26 protein-coding genes and 1 pseudogene are annotated in these 26,494 nt (G+C 56.1%); 17 read left to right on the top strand and 10 right to left on the bottom strand.

The features are described 5' to 3' along the window. Window positions 1-91: 91 nt before the first annotated feature. The 4 genes from PEL01S_RS23230 to PEL01S_RS23215 form a co-directional block, all read right to left on the bottom strand. Window positions 92-1,075 (bottom strand): DUF4367 domain-containing protein, encoded by a 984-nt coding sequence (locus PEL01S_RS23230; RefSeq protein WP_063178749.1) that lies wholly within the window; start codon window positions 1,073-1,075, stop codon window positions 92-94. After that, on the bottom strand, window positions 1,054-1,647 hold the full coding sequence (locus PEL01S_RS23225) for a sigma-70 family RNA polymerase sigma factor (RefSeq protein ID WP_063178751.1): 594 nt from the start codon (window positions 1,645-1,647) through the stop codon (window positions 1,054-1,056). Before PEL01S_RS23225 ends, PEL01S_RS23230 begins: the two co-directional genes overlap by 22 nt. Window positions 1,648-1,823: 176 nt before the next feature. Next, a complete protein-coding gene (locus PEL01S_RS23220; protein ID WP_108530304.1) occupies window positions 1,824-2,774 on the bottom strand; it encodes a helix-turn-helix transcriptional regulator in 951 nt (316 codons plus the stop codon). Between the two features lie 95 nt (window positions 2,775-2,869). Next, entirely contained in the window at window positions 2,870-3,775 is a 906-nt protein-coding gene (locus tag PEL01S_RS23215; RefSeq protein ID WP_127461996.1) for an SDR family oxidoreductase, read from the bottom strand. Window positions 3,776-3,977: 202 nt separating this feature from the next. Here PEL01S_RS23215 and PEL01S_RS23210 point away from each other — a divergent pair, with 202 nt between their 5' ends. Further along, a complete protein-coding gene (locus PEL01S_RS23210; protein ID WP_127461995.1) occupies window positions 3,978-5,186 on the top strand; it encodes an MGDG synthase family glycosyltransferase in 1,209 nt (402 codons plus the stop codon). A gap of 111 nt (window positions 5,187-5,297) precedes the next feature. On the opposite strand, the gene yhfH is transcribed toward PEL01S_RS23210, so the two are convergent. Both yhfH and PEL01S_RS23200 read right to left on the bottom strand, forming a co-directional pair. Further along, window positions 5,298-5,474 (bottom strand): protein YhfH, encoded by a 177-nt coding sequence (yhfH, locus tag PEL01S_RS23205; RefSeq protein ID WP_081481548.1) that lies wholly within the window; start codon window positions 5,472-5,474, stop codon window positions 5,298-5,300. Between the two features lie 118 nt (window positions 5,475-5,592). Further along, a complete protein-coding gene (locus PEL01S_RS23200) occupies window positions 5,593-6,600 on the bottom strand; it encodes a GGDEF domain-containing protein (RefSeq protein ID WP_127461994.1) in 1,008 nt (335 codons plus the stop codon). A 55-nt stretch (window positions 6,601-6,655) separates the two neighbouring features. Between PEL01S_RS23200 and PEL01S_RS23195 the strand changes: the two are divergent. Together PEL01S_RS23195 and PEL01S_RS23190 are read left to right on the top strand one after the other, a co-directional pair. Continuing rightward, window positions 6,656-6,808: pseudogene (locus PEL01S_RS23195) on the top strand (ATP-binding protein); the annotation flags it as partial. A gap of 144 nt (window positions 6,809-6,952) precedes the next feature. Continuing rightward, the gene (locus PEL01S_RS23190) at window positions 6,953-7,570 is read left to right on the top strand and encodes a nitroreductase family protein (RefSeq protein WP_063178758.1); all 618 of its coding nucleotides are present in this window, start codon (window positions 6,953-6,955) and stop codon (window positions 7,568-7,570) included. Window positions 7,571-7,672: 102 nt separating this feature from the next. Here the strand turns inward: PEL01S_RS23190 and PEL01S_RS23185 are convergent, their stop codons facing one another. After that, the gene (locus PEL01S_RS23185) at window positions 7,673-8,164 is read right to left on the bottom strand and encodes a DnaJ family domain-containing protein (protein ID WP_108530309.1); all 492 of its coding nucleotides are present in this window, start codon (window positions 8,162-8,164) and stop codon (window positions 7,673-7,675) included. 183 nt (window positions 8,165-8,347) lie between these two features. On the opposite strand from PEL01S_RS23185, the gene PEL01S_RS23180 reads away from it, so the two are divergent. Beyond that, window positions 8,348-8,554, top strand: a complete 207-nt coding sequence (locus tag PEL01S_RS23180; protein ID WP_204343722.1) for a hypothetical protein — start codon at window positions 8,348-8,350, stop codon at window positions 8,552-8,554. A gap of 182 nt (window positions 8,555-8,736) precedes the next feature. On the opposite strand, the gene PEL01S_RS23175 is transcribed toward PEL01S_RS23180, so the two are convergent. Then, window positions 8,737-9,075, bottom strand: coding sequence for a hypothetical protein (locus tag PEL01S_RS23175; protein WP_127461992.1), 339 nt, complete (start codon window positions 9,073-9,075; stop codon window positions 8,737-8,739). A gap of 180 nt (window positions 9,076-9,255) precedes the next feature. On the opposite strand from PEL01S_RS23175, the gene PEL01S_RS23170 reads away from it, so the two are divergent. The 8 genes from PEL01S_RS23170 to PEL01S_RS23135 all read left to right on the top strand — a co-directional run bounded on the left by PEL01S_RS23170 (window position 9,256) and on the right by PEL01S_RS23135 (window position 16,261). Continuing rightward, window positions 9,256-9,996, top strand: a complete 741-nt coding sequence (locus PEL01S_RS23170; protein WP_063178763.1) for a YheC/YheD family protein — start codon at window positions 9,256-9,258, stop codon at window positions 9,994-9,996. Between the two features lie 143 nt (window positions 9,997-10,139). Continuing rightward, window positions 10,140-10,622, top strand: coding sequence for a cytochrome c biogenesis protein CcdC (locus tag PEL01S_RS23165; protein WP_108530312.1), 483 nt, complete (start codon window positions 10,140-10,142; stop codon window positions 10,620-10,622). A 66-nt stretch (window positions 10,623-10,688) separates the two neighbouring features. Next, window positions 10,689-10,952: a hypothetical protein gene (locus PEL01S_RS23160; RefSeq protein WP_127461991.1), complete on the top strand. Its 264-nt coding sequence runs from the start codon at window positions 10,689-10,691 to the stop codon at window positions 10,950-10,952. Between the two features lie 114 nt (window positions 10,953-11,066). Further along, the gene (locus PEL01S_RS23155) at window positions 11,067-11,747 is read left to right on the top strand and encodes a YidC/Oxa1 family membrane protein insertase (RefSeq protein WP_127461990.1); all 681 of its coding nucleotides are present in this window, start codon (window positions 11,067-11,069) and stop codon (window positions 11,745-11,747) included. Between the two features lie 163 nt (window positions 11,748-11,910). After that, the gene (locus PEL01S_RS23150; protein ID WP_127461989.1) at window positions 11,911-12,411 is read left to right on the top strand and encodes a hypothetical protein; all 501 of its coding nucleotides are present in this window, start codon (window positions 11,911-11,913) and stop codon (window positions 12,409-12,411) included. Window positions 12,412-12,503: 92 nt separating this feature from the next. Then, complete coding sequence (locus PEL01S_RS23145; RefSeq protein WP_108530315.1) at window positions 12,504-13,178, top strand: GNAT family acetyltransferase; 675 nt, start codon at window positions 12,504-12,506, stop codon at window positions 13,176-13,178. 228 nt (window positions 13,179-13,406) lie between these two features. Beyond that, entirely contained in the window at window positions 13,407-15,554 is a 2,148-nt protein-coding gene (locus PEL01S_RS23140; protein ID WP_164824313.1) for a sensor histidine kinase, read from the top strand. Next, window positions 15,551-16,261: a response regulator transcription factor gene (locus PEL01S_RS23135; protein WP_127461987.1), complete on the top strand. Its 711-nt coding sequence runs from the start codon at window positions 15,551-15,553 to the stop codon at window positions 16,259-16,261. Before PEL01S_RS23140 ends, PEL01S_RS23135 begins: the two co-directional genes overlap by 4 nt. 117 nt (window positions 16,262-16,378) lie before the next feature. On the opposite strand, the gene PEL01S_RS35365 is transcribed toward PEL01S_RS23135, so the two are convergent. Further along, window positions 16,379-17,065, bottom strand: coding sequence for a hypothetical protein (locus PEL01S_RS35365; RefSeq protein ID WP_239551498.1), 687 nt, complete (start codon window positions 17,063-17,065; stop codon window positions 16,379-16,381). Between the two features lie 298 nt (window positions 17,066-17,363). Between PEL01S_RS35365 and PEL01S_RS23125 the strand changes: the two genes are divergently transcribed. From PEL01S_RS23125 to rnhA, 3 genes are all read left to right on the top strand, one after another. After that, window positions 17,364-18,203 (top strand): glycosyltransferase family 2 protein, encoded by an 840-nt coding sequence (locus tag PEL01S_RS23125; RefSeq protein ID WP_127461986.1) that lies wholly within the window; start codon window positions 17,364-17,366, stop codon window positions 18,201-18,203. 281 nt (window positions 18,204-18,484) lie between these two features. Next, window positions 18,485-20,260, top strand: coding sequence for a DNA helicase RecQ (recQ, locus tag PEL01S_RS23120; protein WP_127462006.1), 1,776 nt, complete (start codon window positions 18,485-18,487; stop codon window positions 20,258-20,260). A 66-nt stretch (window positions 20,261-20,326) separates the two neighbouring features. Beyond that, the gene (gene rnhA / locus PEL01S_RS23115; RefSeq protein ID WP_127461985.1) at window positions 20,327-20,995 is read left to right on the top strand and encodes a ribonuclease H; all 669 of its coding nucleotides are present in this window, start codon (window positions 20,327-20,329) and stop codon (window positions 20,993-20,995) included. 76 nt (window positions 20,996-21,071) lie between these two features. Here the strand turns inward: rnhA and PEL01S_RS23110 are convergent, their stop codons facing one another. Next, window positions 21,072-21,317: a hypothetical protein gene (locus PEL01S_RS23110; protein WP_010492983.1), complete on the bottom strand. Its 246-nt coding sequence runs from the start codon at window positions 21,315-21,317 to the stop codon at window positions 21,072-21,074. Between the two features lie 1,193 nt (window positions 21,318-22,510). On the opposite strand from PEL01S_RS23110, the gene PEL01S_RS23105 reads away from it, so the two are divergent. Further along, window positions 22,511-24,262: an ABC transporter ATP-binding protein gene (locus PEL01S_RS23105; protein WP_127461984.1), complete on the top strand. Its 1,752-nt coding sequence runs from the start codon at window positions 22,511-22,513 to the stop codon at window positions 24,260-24,262. 30 nt (window positions 24,263-24,292) lie between these two features. Continuing rightward, window positions 24,293-26,419 carry an ABC transporter ATP-binding protein gene (locus PEL01S_RS23100; RefSeq protein ID WP_371860724.1) on the top strand — a complete coding sequence of 709 codons (2,127 nt, stop codon included), beginning with the start codon at window positions 24,293-24,295 and terminating at the stop codon, window positions 26,417-26,419. The last annotated feature ends 75 nt before the right edge of the window (window positions 26,420-26,494 follow it).

Raw genomic sequence — 26,494 nt, 5'->3', positions numbered from 1 at the left:
AAATCGCGCACGGAGATCCCTTTTTGCTGTATGGGAAAGGCGGCGCCCGGCCCTGCTGTCTCGCAAGACAGCACTGACCGGACGCGGGAGATTACTGTAAGCTATTCGCGATGCGAAGTAGATCGTCTTGAGATACTTTCAGCGAAGGAGTCGTCACTTGGTACAGGATCGTGCTGCCGTCCTGCGACTCCAGCCAAGCCAAGCTCTGCATCGCGCCCGTTTCGCTGAGCATATGGTTGCGGTTCAATGTATAGTAGCCGTCCTTGCCCGAAACGGAGACCTTATCCGCGGTCGTCGATTCGCCGGTTAGGGTGTGGACGTCGGTCGCCGCATCGTCTCCGGAGAACACTTGGTAACGCACCTCGATTTGTTCCCCGTCACCGTTAGCATAGACCAGCCCCGGCATATCCATCGGAGAGACGGCTTTACCTGCCGAAGGCGCCTTTTGCCAGACGATGGCTTGGTTTGCTGCCCCGGCTTTTTTCCGAAGCAGGCTATGGAACTGCTCATAGGTCGCAGCGTCGATCCCGCTTACAGGAGCTTCCAGCTCCGCCCGGACGAACGCGAATCCGGCCGGCAGCGCCGTCGGCGTCTTGAACGGGACAAAGTGCTTCTTCGTCTCCGTTTTCCATGCGTCGAGGTTCGTATAGGCTGCGGGGGCGGTAATTTTCAGCAGCGCCGGCAGTTTCCGCTTCTCAAGCTCCGCGCTGTATACGTAAGCGGACTCGCCCGAAGCGAGCTGGCCGCGGATGTCGCGCACCGATTGCGTCAGCTCGGCGGACAAGTTTGCGGGCAAGGTGGCCGCGGCTTGCTGGGTCAGCTCTACGCGCACCTTATCCGACTGCATCGTATAGAGCAGGCTGGAAGCATAGGCGATGCCGGAAAACAGAAAGATGCACGCGGCAATAAGAGCCGCCCGGGTCGCGTATTTGCGCTTGCCGGGTCTGAGGGACGGAGCCGTCACACGGGTCTGCTTCCGAATTAGCGCTGCGATTCGCTCGTCGAGCTGCGATGGGGCGTGAAGGGCTCCGGCATATTGCTGAAGCTCGGTTTTCAATTGATTTTCGATGGACATGGGGCAAGTCCTCCTTCGTTCGTTTCGATTAAATGGGCTGCTTGCTTGCGCAGCTTGGCCATTGCGGCGTGGTGCCTCGATTTGACCGTACCGGACGGAATGTCCAGCAGTTCCGCAATTTCGTCAAAGGTATGCTCCTGATAATAGCGCAGCACGACAACGCTCCGGAGCTTGTAAGGCAGCTTGTAAACAAGAGCGATCAGTTCGTGCTGATGCTCATGCTGGAGGAACAGCTCCTCCGTATCCGGGGTCCGCTCTTCCGTTTCCAGCAGTTTACTGCGCTCGTGCAGCCTGAATTTCCGCCACAGCTTTCGGTTCCAGTTGCGGGTTTGGCGGATCACGAGGCCGGTAAGCCAGGAGCGGAACGGCTTGCACCCGTCGTATTTCGCGAGCGATTTGAATAATTCGGCATACACCTCGCTGACCACGTCGCACGCGTCTTGTTTGTTGTCGATGAGAAGCGTGACCGTGCGGTATACATGGTCCTTACTTTGCTCGTAAATCGTTTGAAACGCTTTTTCATCTCCGTAGTTTGCTTGCTTGATCCAATACTGCCATTCGGAGTCTGTCATAGGCGGCCGGCCCCCCTATCGTTGTTTTTTCACTCTATATTGGTCCCGAGCTTCGGATTCGTTCGTTTTTTTGTTCAAAAAATGTCATCGCCGCACGAAAAATAACTCCGGCAGGCGGCGCCGGAGTCGGAGTACGGTACTGCTGCGGCTTCAGGTGCGCAGGACGGACCGTATCGTCAATGACCATACATTTGACGGATCGCCTCCGCCAGCCGGAGGAGGCTTGCGCGAAGCTCTTCCGGCTCCAGCACCCGCAGTCCGCCGCCGTATCCCGGAATGATTCGCAGCGCATACTCCGCGGTTTGGAAATCGGCGGTAAGCTCGGTTAGGCCGTCGGCAGCCGGACGGGTTTCGCGGATTTTGACGAAGTGCTCCTCCCGCAGGAGAGCAAGCGTGGAAGCATCCGCTTGCAGCGTTACGAGATAGCTGGGCAGCCGGGACTTGAAGTCGGCCGTCGATTGCTCCCAGTAACGGGCCAGATCGAAATCCGCCGGCCGCTCGAAGCTCTCCGGCCGGATGACAGCGCTGCGTATCCGGGAAACCCGGTATGTGCGGATCTGGCCGTCCACGAGCCCGATCAAGTACCACGTGTTTCCTTTGGCGACCAGCCCGAGCGGGCCGATCTCGCGCTCGACGACCTCGTCGCCCCGCCCGTAGCGAACGGCAAGCCGCCGTTCTTCCCATACCGCCTCCTGCACGACGGGCAGGCACGATACCTCCTCTGCGGGTCCATACCACCCGGCTCCGTCCACGTGGATACGTTGGCGGACCGCCTCGGCATCCCGCCGCAGGGAAGGAGGCAGAGCGGCAAGCAGCTTCAACAAGGCCGCGTCAAAAGCTTCGCGCCAGCCCAAGTCGCGCATCATCCCGGAACCGTGGGCGAGCAGGAGGGAGCGGATTTCATCAATTTTGAGTCCTGTGAGCTGGGAGCGGTAGCCTTCCGGCAGCACCCAGCCTCCGCCCCAGCCCCGTTCGGCATAGAGCGGAATGCCGGAAGCGCTAAGGGCCTCCATATCGCGGAAGATGGTCCGCTCCGATACTTCCAGCTGCTCGGCCAGCTCCCGCGAGGTCATTCGGCCGCGGTTCTGAAGCAGCAATAAAATCGATAACAGTCGGTCCGCACGCATGATAGTCGCTCCTTATACGTCAACAGATATTTCTATTTTATCACAGCAATATGACAAGGGTTGACATATTAGGGTCGAAAGGATGAAAGCGTAAGTCAGGAGGTGATGAACTGGCCTCCGTTCACATGCAGCGTCTCGCCGGTGACGAATCTGGAATCGTCGCTTGCGAGGTATACGTAGGCCGGCGCCAGCTCAAACGGCTGGGCCGCCCGGCCCATTGGCGTATCCGTGCCGAACGTCTTCACCTGCTCAGCGGGGAAGCTGGAGACCGTCAGCGGGGTCCAGACGGGACCGGGGGCTACGCTGTTCACTCGGATGCCTTGCTCGACCAGCGAGAGAGCCAGCGAGCGGGTAAAAGCGACAATCGCCCCTTTGGTGGACGAATAGTCGATCAATTGCCGATTGCCGCGATAGGCGGTGATCGAAGCCGTATTAATGATGGAGTCGCCCGCCTTCATATGAGGCAAAGCAGCCTGAGTCACGAAAAAGAACGAGAATATATTCGTTCGGAACGTCTGGATCAATTGCTCCTCCGAAATGTCCAAGATGCTCCACTGCGGGTACTGTACGCCCAGATTGTTGACCAGTACGTCCAGCTTGCCGAACGTGGCAACAGTTTGGGCGACGACGCCCGTGCACGAAGCTTTGTCCCGCAGGTCTGCCGGGATCGTCAGACAGCGGCGGCCAATCTGCTCGATATGCTGCTTCGTTTCGGCCGCGTCCGGATGCTCGTACAAGTAGGCGATGGCTACGTCGGCTCCTTCTTTGGCAAAGGCGACGGCCGTCGCGCGTCCGATCCCGCTGTCGCCGCCCGTAATCAGGGCGACCTTGCCATGGAGCTTGCCGCTGCCGACATAGGCGGGATTGTCGAAGATCGGCCGCGGGCTCATCAAATATTCGAGTCCGGGCTGCCGCTCTTGATGCTGGGGCGGGAAGGCAATCGGCTTTTCGCGGCATTCCGTTTCCATCGCATAATAAGGGTATTCAGGGTAAGGCTTCATAAAGATCCTCCGTTCACACGTAAAAATGGGCTTTTGCCGATAGTGTATTCTCGTTGGGCGCTAGGGGTGCCCTCCGGAGTTACGTCCGGATCATTCGCGTACTTAAGAAAGTTTTAAGCTCTGAGGATGGGATTTCTTCAGATTTTTCGTTTAATATATAGAGTAGAAGGGCAAACAAAGAATAGTTCATGGGGGGCTACTTATGTTGACGAACGGCGAGATCCCCGCGGCTGCGCGCGTTTTGGTGCTCTCCGGCGACTTGGGTGACGGTCACCGGCAGGCGGCGCGGGCGCTGGCGGAAACATGCGGAGAAGGCTTGGCGGACCGCGTCCAGGCCGAGGTGATCGATTTTATGCAGGAAGTATATCCGTATCTTCATCCGATGGTGAAGTACTGCTTTATGAAGGGCGTCGAGAAAGTGCCGTCGGTCTACGGCTATTTATATCGCAAAACAAGACGGAGAGAGGCGATGCCGATTCCGTTCAAAACGTTTTTGAGCTTGGGGCTGTCCCGGTTCCTGACGCTCCTGGAGGAGAAAAGGCCGGATATCATCGTGTGTACGTTCCCGCTGGCTGCGGCGGCCGTCTCGCTGCTTAAAGAAAAGGGTGCGGTTTCTACGCCGCTCGTTACGGTCATTACGGACCACACCGACCACAGCCTGTGGCTGCAGCCGCATACGGATTTGTATCTGGTCGGGTCCGAGCAGGTAGCGGCGGCGCTGCGTCTGCACGGCGTGCCGTCCTCCCGCGTCCGGGTGACCGGCATTCCGGTGCGCCGGCGCTTCTCCGAATCGTTCGACCGGGTTCGGCTGTGCCAGTCGTTCGGTCTCGATCCGCAGCGTCCGGTCGTCCTCGTGATGGGCGGCGGCAGCGGCATGCTGGACGAAAGCGTCCGCTCGCTGATTCGTTCGACGTCTCTGCAGGAGAGGCTGCAGTTGGTCGTCATCTGCGGGAGCAACGCGGCCATGCGCGAAGAGCTGAAAGCGGAGCTGCGGGAGCATCCGACGAACCGCGTCATCGTCAAAGGATTCGTGGAGGAAATTCACGAATGGATGGCGGTCGCCGACCTGCTGGTGACCAAGCCGGGCGGGCTGACGACGGCGGAGGCGGTCGCCGTGGGCCTGCCGATGCTGCTGTACAAGCCGATTCCCGGCCAGGAGGAAGACAACGCCGCGGTGCTGGAGAATGCCGGTGTCGCTGTCCGGGCAACGGCCGCCCGGGCGCTTCAGGATCAGCTGCTGGAGCTTGCGGACAACCGGCTTGCGCTGGCCGCGATGAAGGGAAGGGCGCGGCAGTTCCGCCGCCAGCGTCCGACGGAGCAGGCTTGGGATGCGATTATGCATCTTCAGCAGACGGCGTCTTCCGTGCGGGCAGCGTGGCAGACGACGACTACGATTCGCGAGGCGTGGTAATTCAGCGAGGCCGGATCGGCAGCGCTCGGTGGAAAGCCGTTCATTCCGGAATGGGATGAACGGCTTTTTTTCATGCAAACAAAAAAACGCCCCCTCGGCAGGGGCGTCAGACTATTCCGGATGAGCTGTCGGCCCGGGGATAATCGGGCTGAGCGGGTAGAACGTATGACCTTTGCACTTCGTACAGGTGGACGTGTAACAATCGGCCATTTCCTCCAGCGGTTCGCCGCACGTATCGCAGCATTTGGAGGGCAGGGTCTCATAAAACTCGGTCGTTCGCGTCAACAATGAGCATCACTCCCTGTCTTCATGATACTCTCACTATACAGGAAACGAGCGGAAAATGTAAACGCTTCTTAAGGGGGGGGACTCCCCTTTTTTTCGCCCTTGCAATAAGCTGCGGAGCTCAGGCTCCTCTGCCTTTAGCGATGCTCTTGGGCAAGCCTTTGCCCGTACCGCGCAGCGGGCTAAAAAAAAATGTGCTGATTCCATCGCGATACGTGAAGAACCGGTTTCTTCCCGACAATTTGGCGCGGTACATGGCGGCATCCGCATTTTTTAGCATAGTGGTACAGCTGGACCCGGGAACGGAGCCGAGGCAGATGCCGATGCTGCCGGAGACATGTACCCCCTTTCCTGCCAAGTGGTAAGGAGCCTTGATCGTTTCGAGAATGTCGGAAGCCGTTTTTTGGGCGGACGCCTCGCTGCACTGGAGCGCGACCAGCAGAAATTCGTCCCCGCCGAGCCGGTAGATTTGCCGATGCTTGTTCTGGAACGCTTTTAACCGCTGCCCCACTTCCAAGATCAACAAATCGCCGATGTCGTGTCCGAGCGTATCATTGACGGATTTAAATTCGTCCAAATCCAGAAACAAGAACGCCGCATTCCGGTTTACGGTATTTTTCTCGGCATAGCGGTCCCAAGCGTTCCGGTTGAGCAAACCAGTCAAAGGATCGGTATACGCCAGCTTCTCGAGCGCTAGCCGCTGGAGGCGCATGGCCCGCCAAGCGACGATAAACACAAGACACATCGCGGCCAGAACGCCGAACAGCAAAAATAAATCTACCGGGCGCAGGACGGAGTGGACGAAATAAGCTCTATTGTCATCCGGAGCGATGGCGGCTTCGCTGCCTGTTATATACATCGTTGCCATCCCGATCATCGTGAGCAAGCCGCCGCCCGCCAGTCGAAGGCGGCTTTTGTTTCCGAACAGAGCCAGATGAAAGATAAGGAACGTCGTCATGATGCCAGCAAGTAAAGAAATGAGGGTTAAAGTCGTATCATAGCGCACGTTGTCGTCCCAGTGGAATACCAATACGGCCAAATGCGCGGACCACACGCTCCCCGTGACGAATGAAGCCGCCGCGAACCAACGGTTTCTGATTCGTCCAAGGACGTGCGACAGATGGAACACGCTGCAACAACTCCTTTCTTTGAATGGTTTATCCGTCCTATTCTAACAAACAAATCTGAACAAAATCTATACAACGCTCTCCACCAGCAGATACGGAGGGACGGGCCATGGGCTATCCATTTCGCGGGAGCTGGCGAAGCTGCTGGACGGCCGCTTGATGCTGCGAAGCGAGGAAGGAAGAGGAAGCACCTTCACGCTGTATTTACCGCATTCAAGGTAAAAACTATATGTGCTCCCCTATGGATCAAGGTTCAAAAATTAGGTCTCGTAATTTTTCGTACGGTACTTTACAAAAGTAAGTTAATTGCGTTATTATACTAAATAGAGTTATACAACTAAAGGAGTGGAAATTATGAGCCAAATCGAACAACAACAAACCGCAGAGCAAGTTATTCTGTCCCGTCATTCCGTCCGTCAATATCAACGGGACGTCGTGATCCCGGATGCCGAGCTGAATGAAATTCTGGAGCTGGCCGCAAGCGCGCCGTCGTCCTGGAACTTGCAGCATTGGCGTTTTCTGGTCATTCGCGAGCAGGCGAACAAAGACCGTCTTCTGCCGATCGCGTTCGGCCAACAGCAAGTATCCGACGCATCCGCAGTTGTCGTCGTGCTCGGCGACCTGCAAGCGAACTTGACCGCCCCGATCGTCTTTGAAAAGGCGACGCCGGAAGTCCGCGACACGATGCTCGGCCAAATTAACGGCGCCTATGCGAACAATCCGACGGTAGGCCGCGACGAAGCGATCCGCAATGCCTCGCTGGCCGCTATGCAGCTTATGCTGGCTGCACGTGCGAAAGGCTACGATACCGTTCCGATGGGCGGCTACAATCCGGCTGCTTTGATCCAAGAGTTCAACATTCCGGAACGCTATGTCCCGGTTATGCTTCTCCCGATCGGCAAAGCGGCTAGCCCGGCACGCGCGACCGAACGTTTGCCGCTCAGCGACGTGGTTATTAACGAATCGTTCTAATTCGGAAAAGCCGATATCGACAAAAATACCCCCGGCAGCACTTCCTTAACAGGGAATAAAGGCTCCGGGGGTTTTTCATGTTATGGTTATGCATCGGCGAAGTCACTTATCCGCATACCAGCGGTCATACTGTTCGTGCAGGTTGTCGCGGGATATGCGGCTGCGGTGCAGGGACAGGCTAGGGGCTTGGCGGTTCAGCTCCGCGATCTGCTTGTTCGCATCCTCGATCAGCGCGTCAATTTCCGGATCGAAGGAGCTTTTGGCCATCCGATTGATCGCTTTCTCCATCAGCGAGCCGATTTCCTTCCGCAGCATGACCCACGGATGCTCGACCTTGGCTTGCTTGAGCAAGGACGACCATGCGTCTCCGGTCGGCACCGTCAGCGGCTTACCGAAGCCGGGCAGATGCTCCAGACCGCCGTTTTTGACAAAATCCTCGTAAGCCTCGTCAATCCAGCTCTGTCGTTCTTTTTGCGCTGCGAGCATGGCATCCTGGTCTTCAAGCGTTTCTTTCGGCAAAGGAATGATAGGGCGGTCTGTCGGTTCTTTTCCGACACCGTACGTTTGATCCCGCTTGGGCGGCCGTTCGGACATGGTCATTCTCCTCCCGCATATCACTTTCTTTTAGAGTATCGGAAGCGCGGGCCGGGGTCAAGAAAGGCGTTTATCCAAGCTTGTCTTAACCAAAAAAGACTTGAAGTTTCTGGGAATTTATAGTATTTTTGGTGTGGAGTAAAATTAGTAGATTTCATAGAGGAGGTGAACCAAGTGGAAAAAATGTGCATGAACATGATGATGACGATGTGTATGGATGAAATGATGTGCAAAATGAACTCCATGAAATCCATGATGAACATGATGATGGAAATGAAGATGATGGATGCCATGGATATGGACATGATGATGTCCAAAATGCAAGAATGCGACGAAACGATGACGATGATGATGACCATGATGCGCGAGATGAAACAAGCATCCATGTAATGACGCGCGTTTTCCGGCCTGATCCATTCGCTCAAAATGGATTCAGCCTTCAGCAGAGCAGTCTGCTGCATGCATCAAGAGACCTCCGGCTAAGCAGTCGTCTGCAAGCCGTGTTCACACCAAGCCACTGGCAGAACGGTCCTCCGTATGCCACATTTACACTCCCGCGCATGAAACACCTTCTATGATTGTTCCGCCTTGATTTTTCTGGAGACCGTAAGGCGTTCCGTTTTCAATTCCCTCACTTGCTCTCTGAGCCGTTCCGTAACCCACGAATCGTTCGTTTCCCGCAGCTCCCGGTAAAGCTCCAGCATTTTGCGGTTGATCGAATCGAAGGTCGTCCACAGCTCATCAAGCTTTCTTGTACGTACAGCCTCCGATACATACGCGTCTTTTTGCTTCAGGATGTCCACAATCTCTTGCTGCCAGGCCGTATCTCCGATCCGTCCGGCGTAATTGTACAAGTCCAGGTAGTCGTCGACCCAGAGAGCGGCTGCTGCTTGCATGGCAGAAGAAATCATGTTTGTCATCCCCTAGCACGGTAAAATCAATTTATTTACCTAGTATTATACTCGGAATTATAAGGAATGCAATGTTTTTTTGAAAATATTCCCTCTCGATCCGTTGACGTGTTGCATATGCCTGTTTCCAAAACTGCGAAGCATACATACAATACCATGGCTTAGACGGGAGGTGATCGATTGGTTTATGCCAACACGAAGTGGGGGAAATACTGTTATTTGAAGACCGGCGCACGTTGGAAGCCGTACCTTCCGCAGACGCAAAGGGTGAGCCGGGCTGCGGTCAGCTCCATGCTGAGGCGCTGGGGGGCGGTTTATCTGAAGCCGAACAACGGCACGGGCGGCTACGGAATCATGAAGGTAATCCGCACGGGCAATGGGCACTACACGCTCAGGAGCGGCTATGCTACCCGGACGTTTCGTTCGTTCGACAGCCTGTACTCCGCGGTTTCCAGACATACGGCCCGGCGAAACTATCTCGTGCAAAAAGCAATCCCGCTGCTGCACTACAAGAAACGCCCGTTCGATCTGCGCATCATGGTTCAACGCAACCGGCAGCGGGGCTGGGACGTGACGGGGATGGTCGGCCGGCTGGCCAGACCGAGAAAAATCGTCACGAACTATCACAACGGAGGAACCCCGATGCCCGTAGACAAGCTGATTTCCCCTCATATTCAAGGGAAACGCCGCGCCGGATTCATTCAAGAGTTGAAAACTTTGGGCCGGGGCGTCAGCGAGTATATGAGTGCGAAGTATCCGCATTTCCCCGCTCTCGGCGTCGATGTCGCTATCGATACCAAGCTGAAGCCCTGGATTCTCGAAATCAACACGAGGCCGGACAAATCGATTTTTAACGCCCTTAAGAACAAAACGATGTACAGACGCATTTTGTCCTACGCCCGGATGCAGAAGAAACCTTAGCTGATTCAGCCCCTGCCGCTTGCCAGGCAAGGGTTTTTTATTGTTTCCTTAATTTTGTTTGGAGGGACAAGCCTTATTTGTTTGATTGACTATATAATTTATGTGTAAAATAGTTTATATCAAAACTATAAGGATGGTATCGCATGCAATCCATTTCTCCCGTGATTTTTATGGTTGTCATCATCGCGCTCGTTCTCTGGCGGAGAATGCGCGCGGCAGCCAAGCCGGTGAAAGGCAACGGATACCGGATGCTGCTGCCGCTGCTTTTTTTGGGCTTCGGCATACTCGGTCTGCTCAACCCGCAGCTTCATTTGACTGTGAAAGAGGTAACGCTGTCCCTGCTGTTCGGTCTTATTTTATCCGTTCCGATGATTATGACGACGAATTATGAGTTTCGCGAAGACGGGCAGATTTATCCGAAAAAGAGCAAAGCGTTTATTTTTGCCTTGGTAGGACTCATCGTCATCCGGCTGGCGCTGCGCAGCTACTTGTCCGGGCTTGATCCGGCCGAGCTGGGAATGCTGTTTTACTTGATCGCAGTCGCCTATGTCGTGCCTTGGCGTGTCGTCAGCTTCGTGAAATACCGCAAGCTCTTGGCGCAGCGGGGAAGTGCCTTATCGCAATGAAACGAATTGCGGTCAATCCCGTAAAACGTTAAGTAAGCGAATTCGCGTTAAAGGAGGTGAACGGATATGGAGTGGTCTTTGGATCTGGCGCTGCTGCTGGCGCTCGGGCTGGCTTCGCTGTTCGTCGTGCCATGGTTCGGATGGTCGGGGAAGCAGTTGACCTTCGCCTTCGAGCCGGCCGTCGAGCTTGCCAAGCTCCCGCTCAAACGTCATGACCGGGCCAGAAAAAGTCCGCGTACCGTCTTCGTTCGCCGAAAATGCCCGCCGCGGTCCTCGGCGTTATCCGAAGAAGCAAGCGCTCCTTTCCGTTGGAATGGGATGGTCGGTTGACCGAAAAATTTCACGGTTGACGATTGAGAGACGATCGAGCTCGACTCAATCGCAAGAAGGGTTGACAATCGAGCCTTGATGACTCGGCTCAATCGCAACGGAAGGAGCGCTCACATGTATACATGGTTTCAACCTATGATTGATCTGTTGGCTTATGTGCTGTCCTGGACGTTCGACTGGACCCGCGACTGGGGGGCAGCGGTCATCGTGCTCACGCTGCTGGTGAAGGGCGCGCTATACCGCTTCAATCTGCTGGCCGCCCGGCAGCAGGTCCGTTCCGCCGCTGCTTCCCCCGAGCTTAGCAAGCTGCGGGAAACGTGCGGGAACGACCCGGCCAAGCTGGTTCAAGAAACGACCAAAGTTTACGGAAAGTACGGGATTAATCCTTTAAGCTCGGCGCTGTCGGCGATTATTCAAATGCCGGTGCTTATGGCGATGTATGGCCTGTTCTTTACGCACGGTAGTACAATGACGTCGATTTTGATCCCTTGGGTCGCGCACTTGGCCGAGGCCGATCCGTTCCATTTGATCCCGATCGCCACGGGGCTGCTGTCGTTCGCGGTAAGCATGATCCCGCTGGCCGACGTAGCCGACTCTATGAGCGGAAGCAAGCGGCTGCTGTTCGGGATGATCCTCCTGCTGATCCCGCTCGTCATTACGTGGCGGGCGCCGGTGGCGCTGGGGCTGTACTGGCTGGCGGGCAGCGTCTTCAGCCTGCTGGAGCGGCTGTTTTACCGGACGAGCACCGGCAAACGGCTGCTGCGACGAGGATTGCCGGAAGCTGCCGCAACCTGATATGTACTATAGAAACGGAGTGCCCTCGCGGCCTCCGTTTTTTTAATTTGATTTTAATAAACGGTTTAGAGGTCGTTTAGAGCCGGGGACTATACTGTAAACGACAACTTGAGGGGCTTCGTTACAGAAAATCAAAGCATTCGTTTCAGGAAGGAGGATCAAAATGAAATTAACGGTTAGGCAAAGAAAATGGCTGCTGTCAGCGCACATCCTATTTTCGGCCATCTGGCTCGGCAATTCGGTCGTATTCGTGGTTCTGGGCATCGTATCCGCAACCACCGGCGATCCGGGAGTGCTGAGCGCCTGCTATACCGTGATGCATCTGCTGTCGACATCGTCACTGCGGGCTTCGACGATCGGAACGGTCGTGACCGGCGTACTGCTTTCCGTGCTCACGTCTTGGGGACTGTTCCGCTACTATTGGATTATCGCCAAAGAAGGGCTAACGCTGCTGTGCATCCTGCTCAGCGCAGTCGGGATGTACTTCTGGACGCTGCGGGGAGTAACGCTGATTCCGGCAAGCGGCATGGACGTCTGGCAGCAGCCGGACTTCGTCGTCAATAACGGGCAGCTGTGGATCGGCATCGTGCTGCAAGCTCTGTCTCTTGCCGCGATGATTGTTCTGTCGGTTTGGAAGCCGTGGGGGCGACGCAAACAAAAGTGACGCTGTGTTGTAGAACCTTCCGTCTCCCTATATAATGAAAGCTTAGACGCTTGTTTCAAGCAGCAGCATGCTATCAGGGGAGGATGAAGCCTGTGCAATACCATCGAATAACCGATATCGGCGACCCGTATTTTCGCCAAATGCACGAGCTGATGCAGCGCGTGTTTCCGCCGGAGGAAGTATTGGAGTACGAACTGTGGGCGGAGCCGCTTCAAGATCCGGGCATCCGGGTGTTCGTCGCTGTTCTGGACGGCGAAGTCGTCGGCGCGACGGAATACCGTTATTACGAAGATTTGCAGGTCGCGATGACCGATTTTACAATTATCGGACGGGACGGCCTTGGCATCGGACCGTTTCTGGCGCGTCGCCGGATGGCCGATCTGCGTTCGGTCGTAGCGGCATGCGGAGGGACATTCCTTGGCATGTTCGCCGAAATCTACAACCCGCAATTGGTGGGCAAGCTGGAGTTCGGAGGCGTGAATGCGATGAATTCGTTCGTCCGCCGCGAGGTGTTGGCGCACCTCGGCTACCGGAAGCTGGATACCGGCTATGTGCACCCGTCCTGGCATAATGACGGCGAAGCGGTACACGGGCTCGATCTTTGCTTCATGCCGATTGCGGACGAGGAGCAAGCCGCGGTTCCGGCCTCGTTGGTCTGGAGCTTTCTGGAGCGCTATTATGCGGTACTCCCGCAAAAACCGGACGCATGGTACCGGATGGTCGAGAATCTCAAGCAGCGCGACAACGTCGCTTTGCTGCCCATCTGAGCCAAGTCCAAAACACGGCCTGTATGAAAAAGTGGAAATCCGCTTTTTCGCGCAGGTCATTTTTTCATGTTAAACCCATTTTTAAACCGGTTTTAAGTTTGGTCTGTTAGCATGAAATAACGGGGAAAAGCATACTTGTAACGGCGCCGATTTCTATTGACTCCGGATAGCGATTTGCTTATGGTAAGCTTATATCGATTGGATTTGGAAGCTCCGAGGAGCCTGCGAATGAGAAAAATAACGGTCTGGCTTTGCTTGTTTATCGTCGCGCTATCCCTGTGTGCCGCACCTTCCGCCCGGGCCGAGACTTCTGCCCCAGCTGCGGTCCGGGGCGTTCTTGATTTATCGGGCTGGCATTGGGAGCAGGACGGGCTTGTTTCGTTGAACGGGGAGTGGGAACGGTATTGGAGCCGCTTGCTGACACCGGCTGAGCTGGCTGCCGGCGCAGGGAGCGACGTTCTGTCTTATACGAAGGTACCGCAGGTATGGCAGGGCCAAACCTACCAAGGGAGCAAGTTATCCGGGGACGGCTACGCGACGTATCGGCTCGTCATCCGAACGGCGGATGCCGACACCGGCAAAGATGTCGCGCTCTATATGCCTAGCGTAGCTACCGCGTACAAGCTGTGGATCGACGGGAAAGAGGCGGCTGCGAGCGGAACGGTGGGGACAAGCCGGGAGACGATGACGCCGGCGAACGTCCCGAAGCCCGTATTTTTTCACCTGAGCGGCGACAGAACCGAGATCGTCATTCAGCTGTCGAACTTCGTGCAGCGAAAAGGCGGGCTCTGGGAGCCGATCCGGATGGGCAGCGCCGATGCTGTGACGTTCCGCCGGGAGCTGTCTAACGCTCTTGAACTGTTGATCGTCGGCAGCTTGTTCACGATGGGGTTATACCATCTTGGCCTGTTTATGGCCCGCCGCAAAGACCGGGCATCGCTTTATTTCGGATGCTTGTGTCTGGCGATCGGGCTTCGGACGGCCGTGACCGGGCAAACGCTCGCCGCCCGTTTCGCTCCGGGACTTCCGTGGGAGTGGCAGACGCATCTCGAATATTTGTCCGTCAGTCTGGGCGTGCTCATGTTCGTTCTGTACGTCGCCGCGCGTTATCCCGTGGAAATGCGTCCGGGCTTGCGCCGCCCGATTATCGCCGTTCTTCTCATGTACAGTTGTTTCATCGCCATCGCCCCTGCCTGGATTTACACGCATTCGATGCTTGCTTTCCAGCTTGCCATACTGGCGATTTTCGCTTATATCGGCTGCGTGTTTGTGCTGGCGTTCTTGCGGAAACGGGAGGGCGCTTTTCTCAACCTGCTGGCGATGAGCGTCTTTTTCGTTACGGCGCTCAATGATACGCTGTTCTACAACCAGGTGCTGAGCACCGGCGATTCCGTACAGTTCGGCATGATGTTCTACGTCTTGATGCAGGCGGTGGACCTGTCGCACCGATTCTCCAAGTCGTTCGCGCACGTGGAGAAGCTATCCTCCGAGCTGCAGCGCTGGAACGAATCGCTCGAAGGAAAAGTGCGCGAGCGGACCGAGGCTCTGGAGATGACAAATGCGAGTCTCCACGAGGCGAATCGGGAGCTGGTCAAGATGGAGCAGTCCAGGCGGCATCTGCTCTCTAATATTTCCCATGAGCTGGGGACGCCTTTGACTTTGATTCAAGGCTATATCAAAGCCGTGCTGGACCAGGTGGACGAGCCGAACCGCGACCGCTACTTGCAGCTCAGCTACGATAAGACGCTCATTTTAAACCGCATCATCGGTGATTTGTTCGAGCTGTCCAAGTTCGAAGCGGGCAAAATCCGCTTTGACTGCCAGTTCGTGCATCCGGTGCCTTTTATCCGCGCACTGTACGAAAAATACGAATGGACCGTGAAGCAGGACGGCTATTCGTTCGAGTTCATCGACTTGACGTCCGGACTTCCGGACGGTCAGGACGAAGAGGCCGTGGCCTGGATCGACGTGGTGCGGATCGAACAGGTGTTTGTCAACCTGTTGTTTAACGCCCGCAAATTTACGCCGACGGACGGAACGATTCAAATCTCGGTCGACCGGGTCGAGCATTCGGATCACGGGCAATCCGCCATCCGGGTGAGCGTGCAGGACACGGGCTTCGGCATTGATGAGGAAGATTTACCTTTCGTATTCGACCGGTTTTACCGGGGGAAAAATTCGCGTAAAAACCGCTCCGCGGGAACCGGACTAGGGCTTGCCATCTGCAAGGAGATTATGGAGCATCATGGGGGGACGATTGGCGTGAATAGCCGGGGGGGTAGCGGCAGTACCTTTTTCTTTACGCTTCCGTTATCGAACGATCCTTTAAACCCATTTGTGGAGGGGGCTTTTCGGGAGGAGGGGCCGAAGGAATGACGGACGAAGCGAAAATTTTAATCGTGGACGATGACGAGGAAATCCGCGGCTTGATCGCACTCTATTTGCAAAATCATGGCTTTCAGGTGCTCATGGCGGAGGAAGGCGGCCAGATCGTGGAACTGCTGCTCCGCGAGAAGCCCGATCTGATCATTCTGGACATCGTGCTGCCGGATACGGACGGCGTGCAGTTGTGCCGGCGCATTCGTGAGCATTCGGATATTCCGATCCTGTTCCTGAGCTGCAAACGGGAAGCGGACGATATCATTGCGGGCCTGGATACCGGTGGCGACGATTATATGACCAAGCCGTTCGATCCGCTCGTGCTGGTCGCCCGGGTCAAGGCCAATCTCAGGCGCCGGACGGCATCGCCGCAGCAGATTAAGGAAAAAGCCGCGCTGCTCCGATTCGGCGAGGTGGAGGCCAATCTGCATAATTATGAGGTGCGGGTTGGGGGAGAGCCGGTCGATTTGTTTGCCAAGGAGCGGCAGCTGTTGTTTTTTTTGCTGAAGCATCCGAATCAGGTGTTCAGTGCGGCGCAGCTTCACGATCAGGTCTGGGGCTGGGACAGCTTCAGCGACGAGCGGACGGTGATGGTGCATATCAGCAATTTGCGCCGCAAGCTCGAACGCGATCCTTCCGCACCCCGGCATATCCGCACGGTTCGGGGATTCGGCTATCAGTTTTTTTGGGAAGGCAAGTTGTAAAAGGGAGCTTGGGAGAAAAAGTGGCGATTGGCGTTCAGCGAGGCGGGGACGGTTAACAAAACGAAGCGAAGCGAGTTCATTCCGGGATCGGGGTGAACTCGCTTCGTCTAAGAGCGATCAATCTTCCTGCCGTGCCGCTTCCGCTTGCTCCAACTCGTCCAGCGCCTTCTCCAAGCCGTAGTTCAGCAGCAGCGTTTTGAAGCCTTTGCCGCGGTTTTCGGCGAGAGCATCCAGACGCAGCTTCAAATCTTTGCGGATGAACACCCGGTCCTTGTCGTGCGTCTCGCTGCGCTCCTTCTTCTTGAGGCGGGTTTCCAGCAGCTGCAGCACCGGAGCCGCATCCTCTGCCGTATCGGTCGCGGCTGATTTGACCTCGGCGGCAGCGACTGGCAAGGCCGGCTCTGCTGGCGCGGCAACCGTTAGCGTCGTCTCCTCTGCCAGAGGGGCCGCTTCAGGAGCTTCTTGAGGCTGCGGCTCTGCCGGTTGAATGCTCGCATTGCCCTTGCGTTTAGAATCGCTCGGCTTCGCTGCCGCGTCGCCGTCTGCGCCGCTGGCCTCAGCTTGCGCGCCTGCATCGCTCTTGCGCTTGGAAGCACGCGGCTTTGCTGCCGCGCTGCTCGTCTCCGTCGGCTGCGCTTCCGTCGTTGTCATGGCTCCCCGCTTCCTCCGGGTACCCGACTGCTGCCGTTCAGCTGTGACGGTCTCAGCGGAGGCTGCTTCGGCCCCCTTCAACAGCTTTCCGTCCATGTCGGTCTTCTCCGCTGCGTCCGAAAGGACGGGCGGCTCTTGTTTTCTTGGCGGCATGGCAGAATCCCCCTTCGTTCAGTCCGTCTTAGCCGTCTCGTCGAAGCGATTTTCTACCGATCTTTTCCATGGCTTTCTTCCATTGTACCATAGGGCAGCAGGCGGAAAAATATTTTTCATGTTTTCTCGTGAGGGCTCGTTTCTTTCATGCTCTCCAATCTTCTGCAACCAATCGCAATCGCGCTAGAAGCGCCTTGACTCTTTTTGGCAGCATGGGGATCTCCTTTCGGCTAGTTTCCCTTTCGCCGATTTTTCGGTATAGTGTTCAGTAGAAGAAACGAGAGCGAGGGGAAGGGGAATGAATCGGCAGCCGTTGGTATCCGTCATTATTCCAACCTATAATCGGCTGGATGTTTTGGCCGAGCTGATCGAATCGTTGTGGCGGCAGACGTACCGCCACTTGCAGATTATTGTGGTCAACGATAACGGGGAACCGGTCGACGAGCTTAAGGAGCTGTATCCGGAGCTGGATCTGACCGTGGTCGATATGGAAATCAATCTCAAGCACGTGCATGCGCGCAACCGCGGACTGGAGCTGGTTCGAGGCGATTATATCATGTTGTGCGACGACGACGATTTGCTGCTGCCGTCCCATGTGGAGCGGATGCTGCGCGAAATTGAAGACAGCGATCTGGTGTATTCGGATGTGGAAATTTTCGATTATACTGTGGATAAAGGGGTGCGCAGGGCGACGAAACGATTTGTATTCGCCTACGAGCACGACTTTGCGGCGATGCGGAGATTCTCGACGTTCTTCTCATCGGGCTGCCTGTACCGTCCGGAGCTTCATGAGCGGCTCGGTCCGTTCGATACAGAGATGTATCATTACTGGGATTGGGATTTTTATTTGCGGGCGGCGGAGCAGTTCCGGGTCAAACGAGTATCGGCGGCGAGTGCGCTTTATGCGTTTGCGGACAGCGGGAACAATATGTCCGGCAATTTGGAGGACATGCGGCCATACCTGGACAAGCTGTCGGCGAAGCATGGGCTTGGGGAGCTGCCGACCAAAAACTTTTTCCTCCTGCTCGAGGAGCCGGAGGTCAAAGCGCGCCGTGCGGAGACGGAGCTGCTCTGGAATGGGGAGCCGATCATATCGCGGCGGGCGAAACAAGCGGGAGGAGTAAGTAAGGAAGCATGAAACGACAAGATGATTGGTACGATCCGACGGACCCTGGACCTGCAGACCCGGGGCCGTCGGCTGACGATAGCTGGTACGAGCCACCTGGCGATTTCGATTACCAGGACCCGCGGGAGGCGGGCTGGGGTGCCGGGGGAAATGACCGCCAAGCCGGAAGCGGAAGAGCGGCGGCAGGAAACATGGAATTCCGCAACCGGCGGCCAGTCCAAACGGACTTGTTCGAAGCACCGGTCCGAAGGGCGCAGGCGGTGAAGCGCCAGCCGGAGCAACCGATCGGAACGATGGCGGAAGCGCAGGAGCTGCTGCGTAAATATTACGGATACCCGGATTTTCGCGAAGGGCAGAAGCGGGTGATCGAAAGCCTGCTGAGCGGACGAGATACGCTTGGCATTATGCCGACAGGCGGGGGTAAATCGATCTGCTATCAGGTTCCGGCGCTGATCATGAACGGAACGACGATCGTTGTTTCGCCGCTGATTTCGCTGATGAAGGACCAGGTCGATGGGCTCGACAGCATCGGCGTGCCTGCGGCCTATATCAACAGCTCTTTGTCGTATGCGCAGGTGGAGATGCGTATCCGCAAAGCCGAGCGCGGCGAGTACAAGCTGCTCTATGTCGCGCCGGAACGGCTCGAATCGGAGCGCTTTCTGAACCTGCTCGCCGGGCTCGTCGTGCCGATGGTGGCCGTGGACGAGGCGCACTGTGTGTCCCAGTGGGGACACGACTTCCGCCCGAGCTACATGCGGATTAATGAGCTGGTCTCGCATCTGCCGGACCGGCCGCTGCTGGCCGCTTTTACGGCGACGGCGACAGATCAGGTGCGCGAGGATATCGTGAAGCACTTGAAGCTGAGCGAGCCGCAGGTGTTCGTGACCGGCTTTGCGCGGGAGAACCTCTCGTTTTCGGTCATCAAGGGTGAAAACAAGCGCGACGTGCTGATGGGATACATCCGCGAGCATGCCGGGGAAGCGGGCATCGTCTACGCGGCGACGCGCAAGGAAGTCGACCAGCTGTGCGAATATTTGCTGCGCCAAGGCGTGGCCGCGGGCAAATACCATGCCGGTCTGACGGATAAGGAACGTGCAGACGCGCAGGAGCGGTTCCTATACGACGAGGTGCGCGTTATGGTGGCGAGCAATGCGTTCGGGATGGGCATCGACAAATCGAACGTGCGATACGTCGTCCATTTTAATATGCCGAAAAATATGGAAGCCTATTACCAGGAAGCCGGACGGGCGGGCCGTGACGGCGAGCCGAGCGATTGCATGCTGTTGTTCAGCCCGCAGGACATTCATATCCAGAAGTTTTTGATCGAGCAGTCCGTCTCGGACCCCGAGAGGCAGGCGCAGGAGTACCGGCGGCTGCAGCAGATGGCCGACTACTGCCACACCCCGCAATGCTTGCAGCGGTACATCGTCCGCTACTTCGGCGGGGACGCGGAAGAAGACTGCGGACAGTGCAGCAACTGCGTCAGCCCGGATATGGAGCTGACGGATATTACGCTCGAAGCGCAGCAGATTTTCTCCTGCGTCAAGCGGATGCGGGAGCGGTTCGGCATGACGTTGGTCGCCTCGGTGCTCAAGGGCTCGCGCAACAAGAAGGTGCTGGATTTCGGCTTCGACAGCCTCAGCACCTACGGGTTGATGCGGACCCGAACGGAAAAAGACATCGTCGACCTGATCCAGCTCCTTGTCGCCGAAGGTTATTTGCAGCTCACGGAAGGCAAATACCCGGTGCTCCGGCTGTCGTCGAAGGCGTCCGATGTGCTCAGCGGCAAGGAACGGGTCGTACAGCGCATCCGGTTGAAGCCGTCCGCGCCGGTCGTCCAGGACGTCGAAGCGGAGCTGTTCGACGAGCTGCGGAAGCTGCGTACGGAGATTGCGAAGCGGGAAGGCATTCCGCCGTATATCGTATTCCCGGACAGCACGCTGCGCGAGATGTGCGGTGTGCAGCCGACGAACCCGGCAGCCATGCTCAAGATCAAGGGCGTCGGGGAAGCAAAATTTTTCAAGTACGGGGCGTATTTTATCGAGTTTTTCAAGCAGCGTCAGGGGTAGCGGCCATTTCGGACGGTGCGGCGGTACTGTCATCGAGGACGCCGCGCTGAACCAAGGAGGAACACTGTGGCAAAATCGAAGTATTATGTCGTATGGGAAGGGCGTCAGCCCGGTATCTATAAAACGTGGGCCGAATGCCAAGCCCAGACGAACGGATTCCCGCAGGCCAAGTTTAAGGCATACGAGAGCGAGGCGGAAGCTAAAGCGATGCTCGCTGCCGGCTGGAAGAAGGCGTTCGGAGCCGCGGCGCGCGCGGGAGCCGGAACAAGCAGTACGGGCAAGAGCGGCGGACGGACCTCCAAGGCCGGAGGCGCGGAGGCCGCGGGGGAGTACGAGCCCGAGAGCTTGTCCGTCGATGTAGGGTGTAGCGGCAATCCCGGCATCGTCGAGTACAAAGGCGTGTACACGCGCACCGGCGAAATCGTGTTTCAGCAGAAACCGATTTCCAAAGGCACGAACAACATGGGCGAATTTCTCGCGATTGTCCATGGGCTCGCTTATTTGAAGCGAAAGGGTAGCGACATGACGATCTACAGCGATTCGGTGACGGCAATCAGTTGGGTGCGCAATAAAACGGTCGCTTCCACCTTGGTGCGGGACGTATCGACCCAAGAGATCTGGGAGCTTGTGGACCGCGCGGAAGCTTGGCTGCGCAGCAACACCTATAAGAACAAAATCATCAAGTGGAATACGAAAGCATGGGGCGAGATCAAGGCGGATTACGGCCGGAAATAATGCTCCAAATCCACACCAAAAAGCGCTTCTCCACGACAGGGGAAGCGCTCTTCTTTTCACACGGGTAACGCTCGGCTCATTTATCGCCCCGGTCGATATGCAGCCGCGGTTTCGTGTTATTTTTTGTGTCCTTATACATCTCTTCCTCTTGGCTTTCGAGCGGAAGGCTGACAAGCTCCCACTCGGTCTGTCCCATCGCCTCGTCGTACGGAAATTCGTCGCCACGCTTGAGCGTTTCCTCCCGGCCCCATTCGTTTGAATAAATGCCGTCCGTTTCAACTTCTTCGCCGGATACCGGAGGCATGCTTTTGTCGTTAGCCATTCTTGCCATAACCCTCCTTAAACGTCGCTTCGCCCGTTAGTATGCCCGGATGGCCTGGAAGTATGACGCACGAAAATAGGGACCCTGCTTATCCGTGATAACCAGAATCCCTATGTTGGTATAGGTTGCTTATTCAATTTTCGAAAAACACACTCCAATCAAGCGGTCGTTAGGGTACGCGAACGAGTAACAGGTCTTATCGGATTCCCGCATGCCCTCGGTATAGCCTTCATTCGGTGCGCGTACAGTACGGATTTCAGGTAAGCGCGGCGGGGCATGCTTCGCTTCCTTACTTCAATGGACTATCCCCTTTCCCTAGTTTATTTTTATATCAATTCCAATCCGGCACTACCAAACTTTTTAAACCAAATCCGGATTGAAAGATATAAACGATACAAACTTCGGTGTGAATCAGGGCAATATCCGTAGGCTTAAATCAGGTGAATCATTTATCTTGCTTACTGTTAGGATAGCCTATTATTAAATTATTGTAAATATTCAGAATAATTAGTTATTTGCAAATAATCCTAATATTTCTCGCGAATTCGTCATTTTTCTTCTTTATTCTTAGAATTTCTACTAGGGGCCATGCTGGATTGCTATTGAACTTCCTCGCTTTGCAATAAAAATGATCGTAATTTGATTCCATCTTGGACACCCTTCATATAAAGCCAATCCTTCTGAATGGAAAGGAGCTGGGTGTTTAGGTCAATAAGCGAAAGAACGGAACTGTTTGTCCCTGATAAAGTTAAGAGATCCTTCTCTAAGTTACGCAGTTGCTCTTTCAATACGGTGATCTCATTGATTTTTTCCGATTGCGCGGATAACTCATCGAATCGTATGAGTAGGGCCTCTCTTATTCAATTAAGTATAGATAACTGGATTCTTATTAAACATCTGTTAATAGATATTATCTTTCTGATAATTAATAGTTATAAGTATTATTTCTAGTAAAACATAGGCATACAGATTCGCGATTTGCGTAAAGAAAGAGGATTGTCCCAAGAATCGTTCGTTTGACTTTTCCTACAAAGTTTGTGGAAAGAAAATTCGTTTCATAAAAAAATTTCCGGTGGCAAGACGCCCATAATATGGTATGGTATTAGAGTGAAAAGCGAATGTATGTTTCCTATACAAAGAAGTCGGATGCTCCCGGCGATTTCAATTTTGGAGAGAGAAAGAGGTGGATTCCTTTGTCGTTTGTCGGGCGTCTTGCCTGGTTTTTTCGCGACCGCTGGGGGCGGTATGCGTTGGCTATCGTGCTGATGGCTGCGGTCAGCGTGCTGAATATTTTGCCGCCGCAGATGATCGGAAGCGTCATTGACCACATTCGCACCGGTTCTCTGACCGCCGAAGGGCTGCGGCAGAGCGTACTGCTGCTCATCGGCTTGGCCGTTGTGCTGTATATCATGATCTACGTATGGATTACGACGCTGTTCGGCAATTCGCTGCAGCTCGAAAAGCTGCTGCGCAGCCGGTTAACCGCTCATTTGACCCGAATGTCACCGTCGTTTTTCCAGCGCAACAGCACCGGGGAACTGATGGCTCTAGCCACCAACGACGTGCCCGCCATCGGACAGACGGCCGGTTACGGCGTCATGACGCTTGTGAATACGATTGTCGGCACGACGGTCGTGCTCGTGACGATGATTTCATTCATCAGTTGGAAGCTGATGCTGGCGGCGCTGCTGCCGCTGCCGCTGCTCACGGTTCTGATCAGCGTCCTTGGAAAGCATACGCGAAAGCGGTTCATTGCCGCGCAGACGGCGTTCGGACGGATGAACGATCAAGCGCTGGAGTCAATTTCCGGCATGCGCGTGATCCGCTCGTATGTGCAGGAGGAGCACGACCTCGACGCATTTGACCGGATCACCTGCGACGTGATGGATAAGAACATTCGCGTGGCCGCCATCAATGCTTTGTTCCATCCCGCCATCTCGCTGATCGTCGGCTTGAGCTACGTCATCGGCATCGGGTACGGGGCGTATCTGGTGTTCCACAACGACATTACGCTCGGGCAGCTCGTATCGTTTAACATTTACCTCGGCATGCTGATCTGGCCGATGATCGCTTTTGGTGAGTTCATCAACGTGCTGCAGCGCGGGACGGCTTCCGTCGACCGCTTGACGCGCAGCTTCGAGCAGCAGCCCGACGTGCAAAATCCTGCTCATCCGGTAGAGGTCAGCCGTCCGGAATCGATCGAGCTGAGGAACCTTACGTTCCGCTATCCGGGAGCGGCCCAGGACAGTTTAACCGGTGTTTCCTTGCGGCTGAAGCGCGGGCAGACGCTCGGCATCGTAGGACGGACCGGCAGCGGCAAAAGCACCCTGCTGAAGCAACTGCTGCGCTTCTACCCGGCCCCGGCCGGCAGTGTACGTCTCTCGGATGTGCCGATCGAGGAGCTGGCGATCGAGCACGTGCGCGGCTGGATCGGCTACGTATCGCAGGAGCACCTGCTGCTGTCCAAGTCCGTGCGCGACAACATTGCGCTGGGGCATCCGGACGCTTCGCCGGAGGAAATCGGCCGGGCCATTGAGATGGCTTCCTTTACACAGGATGTGGAGCAACTGCCCGAAGGGCTGCAAACGATCGTAGGCGAGAACGGCGTCATGCTGTCCGGCGGGCAAAAGCAGCGGGTAAGCATTGCGCGCGCTTTGTTGACCGACCCGGAAATTCTCATTCTCGACGACTCGCTGTCCGCCGTTGACGCCCGCACCGAAAGTGCCATCCTCGGGCACATCCGTGCGGAACGCGCCGGGAAGACGACGCTGATCGCCACGCACCGGCTGTCCGCCGTCATGCATGCCGATTGGATCGTCGTGTTGGAGGACGGACGCATCGCTGAGGAAGGCACGCACGAGCAACTGCTGCAGCGCGGCGGCTGGTACAAGGAGCAGTTCGAGCGTCAGCAGCTTGAAGCAAGCTTGCTGGACGCTTCATCATAGGGCCGCGATTCCAGGCCAATCGGGAAGGACGTGAGTCATATCGTCATAGAAACGAACGAATCGTCGGGCAAACCCATTATGCGCAGGCTGCTCGGTTACGCGCTTCTTTTTAAATACCGTATCGCGGTAGCACTTCTGGTGCTGTGCTGTGCAGTCAGCGCGGAGCTGGCCGGACCGTTTATCGCCAAAACGATCATCGACCGCCACATCGGCGCCATCGGGCTGCCATGGGTTGAAATCGCCTCCGGCCTCCATCTGCCCAAGGGTGAGGTTAAGCAGGTGCAATTGGACGGGAAATTCTACATTCGTCAGGATTGGATGGAGGAGGCGGAACGCCGCAGCGTCGTCTTTAACCGGTCCATGATGAAAGACGCGCGGATTTTGCAGCTAGAGGGCGGCTTGTACCTGGTGCGCCAGCCGGCTTCGCTGGAAGGCCAATGGTCGCTCGTCGGCCCGGCAAAGGACGGGGAATCATCGACCGAGGTGAAGCGCACGGTGCCCGGAGGCGGTAACGAGGTGTACCCGGCGCACAAGCTGTCTGCGTCAGAGACGGCACAGTTTTACCAGCATGACGTCGGTCCGGTCGCTCGCTGGCTGGGGCTGTTCGTCGGTCTGCTTGCGCTTGGCAGCATTCTGCATTACGTGCAGGGCTTGACGCTCCAGACGACGGCGCTGCGCATCATCCAGCGGATGCGGATGGATCTGATGCGCCACATTCAGCGGATGCCGATCCGCTATTTCGATAATACGCCGATCGGGCAGGTCGTATCGCGGATTGCCAACGATACGGAAGCGATTCGCGATCTGTTCATGAGCTTTATGGCGACGTTTGTGGTGAGCACGATCAATATCGCAGGCATCTACATCGCCTTATTTTTGCTTGATGTCAAGCTGGCGCTTGTCTCGTTGCTGCTCCTTCCGTTGTTTGCCGTTGTCATGTTCGTTCATTTGAAATTTTCACAAAAGTACGTCGCCATCATGCGGGCCCGGTTGAGCGATATGAATGCGATGATCAGCGAATCGATTGCGGTCATGCCGATCCTGCAAGCGTTCCGGCAGGAGAAGAACCGCCTGCGGGAGTTCGATGCGCTCAACGAGGACCGTTACCGGAACCATATCAAGCAGAACCGCGTATTTTCGCTGTCCTCGCGCAATTTCACGGGACTCGTCGGGGCCTTTTTTACCGCCGGCGCCATCTGGTATTTCGGCGGGCAATCGCTCCAGACTTCGATCTCGTTCGGCGTGTTCTACGCGTTTATCGATTATACGGGGCGGCTTTTCCAGCCGATCATCGGCATTTTCGACCAAATGCTGAATGCGCAGCGGGCTGTCGTGTCAGCGGAAAAAGTGTTTTACCTGCTCGACATCGAAGGCACCGAAGTAGCTTCGTCGGACCAAGTACCGCGGCCGGAAGGCCATGTCGTCTTCGACAACGTTACCTTCGCTTACAAAACCGGTGAGCCCGTGCTTCGCGGCATTTCGTTCGAGGCGCGAAAAGGCGAGACCATAGCGCTTGTCGGGCATACCGGCTCGGGCAAAAGCTCGATCATGAACCTGCTGCTCGGCTTCTACGAGCCGACGGAAGGGGAAATCCGCGTCGACGGAACGGAAATCCGTACGCTTTCGAAGCAGGCGTTGCGCAAGCATATGGGCATCGTACTGCAGGACCCGTTCTTGTTCGCAGGCGACATCAAGTTCAACGTGAGCCTGTACAACGAACGGATCGGGCCGGAGCAGGTTCGCCAGGCGCTCAAAGATGTCGGCGCAGCCTCCTTCGTCGAACAACTGCCCGGCGGCGTAGACGAGCCGGTGGTTGAGCGGGGCAGCACGTTGTCCGCCGGACAGCGGCAGCTCATCTCCTTCGCGCGGGCGCTCGCCTTCGACCCGGCCATCCTCATTCTCGATGAGGCGACGGCTAGCATCGACAGCGAGACGGAGGGACTCATTCAGGAGGCGCTGCGGATCGTCAGCGAAGGCCGGACGACGTTCGTGATCGCCCACCGTCTTTCCACGATCCGTGAAGCCGATCAAATTCTCGTGCTCCATCGCGGCGAAATCGTCGAGCGGGGCAATCACGAGCAGTTGATGCGGCTGCAAGGGCGGTATTACCGCATGTACCAGCTCCAATCCGGCAGTGCGGCTCAGACGACGGCTTGATGAGCAAAAGCAAAAAGGGGATTCGGCGGCGCTGCTTGAGCGCTGCGAATCCCCTTGATTTTTTCGGATATGTAT

Origin of the sequence: Paenibacillus elgii NBRC 100335 (assembly GCF_004000865.1) — a bacterium.
In the GTDB taxonomy this organism is placed as follows: domain Bacteria; phylum Bacillota; class Bacilli; order Paenibacillales; family NBRC-103111; genus Paenibacillus_G; species Paenibacillus_G elgii.
Note: the sequence above shows the minus strand (reverse complement) of the source record. Positions and strands in the feature narration are given on the sequence as shown.

Bases quoted from the DNA above. Each gene is read 5' to 3' on its own strand.
- PEL01S_RS23230 (WP_063178749.1), bottom strand. From the start codon at position 1,075: ATGTCCATCGAAAATCAATTGAAAACCGAGCTTCAGCAATATGCCGGA.
- PEL01S_RS23225 (WP_063178751.1), bottom strand. From the start codon at position 1,647: ATGACAGACTCCGAATGGCAGTATTGGATCAAGCAAGCAAACTACGGA.
- PEL01S_RS23220 (WP_108530304.1), bottom strand. From the start codon at position 2,774: ATGCGTGCGGACCGACTGTTATCGATTTTATTGCTGCTTCAGAACCGC.
- PEL01S_RS23215 (WP_127461996.1), bottom strand. From the start codon at position 3,775: ATGAAGCCTTACCCTGAATACCCTTATTATGCGATGGAAACGGAATGC.
- PEL01S_RS23210 (WP_127461995.1), top strand. From the start codon at position 3,978: ATGTTGACGAACGGCGAGATCCCCGCGGCTGCGCGCGTTTTGGTGCTC.
- PEL01S_RS23190 (WP_063178758.1), top strand. From the start codon at position 6,953: ATGAGCCAAATCGAACAACAACAAACCGCAGAGCAAGTTATTCTGTCC.
- PEL01S_RS23185 (WP_108530309.1), bottom strand. From the start codon at position 8,164: ATGTCCGAACGGCCGCCCAAGCGGGATCAAACGTACGGTGTCGGAAAA.
- PEL01S_RS23180 (WP_204343722.1), top strand. From the start codon at position 8,348: ATGTGCATGAACATGATGATGACGATGTGTATGGATGAAATGATGTGC.
- PEL01S_RS23175 (WP_127461992.1), bottom strand. From the start codon at position 9,075: ATGATTTCTTCTGCCATGCAAGCAGCAGCCGCTCTCTGGGTCGACGAC.
- PEL01S_RS23165 (WP_108530312.1), top strand. From the start codon at position 10,140: ATGCAATCCATTTCTCCCGTGATTTTTATGGTTGTCATCATCGCGCTC.
- PEL01S_RS23160 (WP_127461991.1), top strand. From the start codon at position 10,689: ATGGAGTGGTCTTTGGATCTGGCGCTGCTGCTGGCGCTCGGGCTGGCT.
- PEL01S_RS23155 (WP_127461990.1), top strand. From the start codon at position 11,067: ATGTATACATGGTTTCAACCTATGATTGATCTGTTGGCTTATGTGCTG.
- PEL01S_RS23150 (WP_127461989.1), top strand. From the start codon at position 11,911: ATGAAATTAACGGTTAGGCAAAGAAAATGGCTGCTGTCAGCGCACATC.
- PEL01S_RS23140 (WP_164824313.1), top strand. From the start codon at position 13,407: ATGAGAAAAATAACGGTCTGGCTTTGCTTGTTTATCGTCGCGCTATCC.
- PEL01S_RS23135 (WP_127461987.1), top strand. From the start codon at position 15,551: ATGACGGACGAAGCGAAAATTTTAATCGTGGACGATGACGAGGAAATC.
- PEL01S_RS35365 (WP_239551498.1), bottom strand. From the start codon at position 17,065: ATGCCGCCAAGAAAACAAGAGCCGCCCGTCCTTTCGGACGCAGCGGAG.
- PEL01S_RS23125 (WP_127461986.1), top strand. From the start codon at position 17,364: ATGAATCGGCAGCCGTTGGTATCCGTCATTATTCCAACCTATAATCGG.
- recQ (WP_127462006.1), top strand. From the start codon at position 18,485: ATGGCGGAAGCGCAGGAGCTGCTGCGTAAATATTACGGATACCCGGAT.
- PEL01S_RS23110 (WP_010492983.1), bottom strand. From the start codon at position 21,317: ATGGCTAACGACAAAAGCATGCCTCCGGTATCCGGCGAAGAAGTTGAA.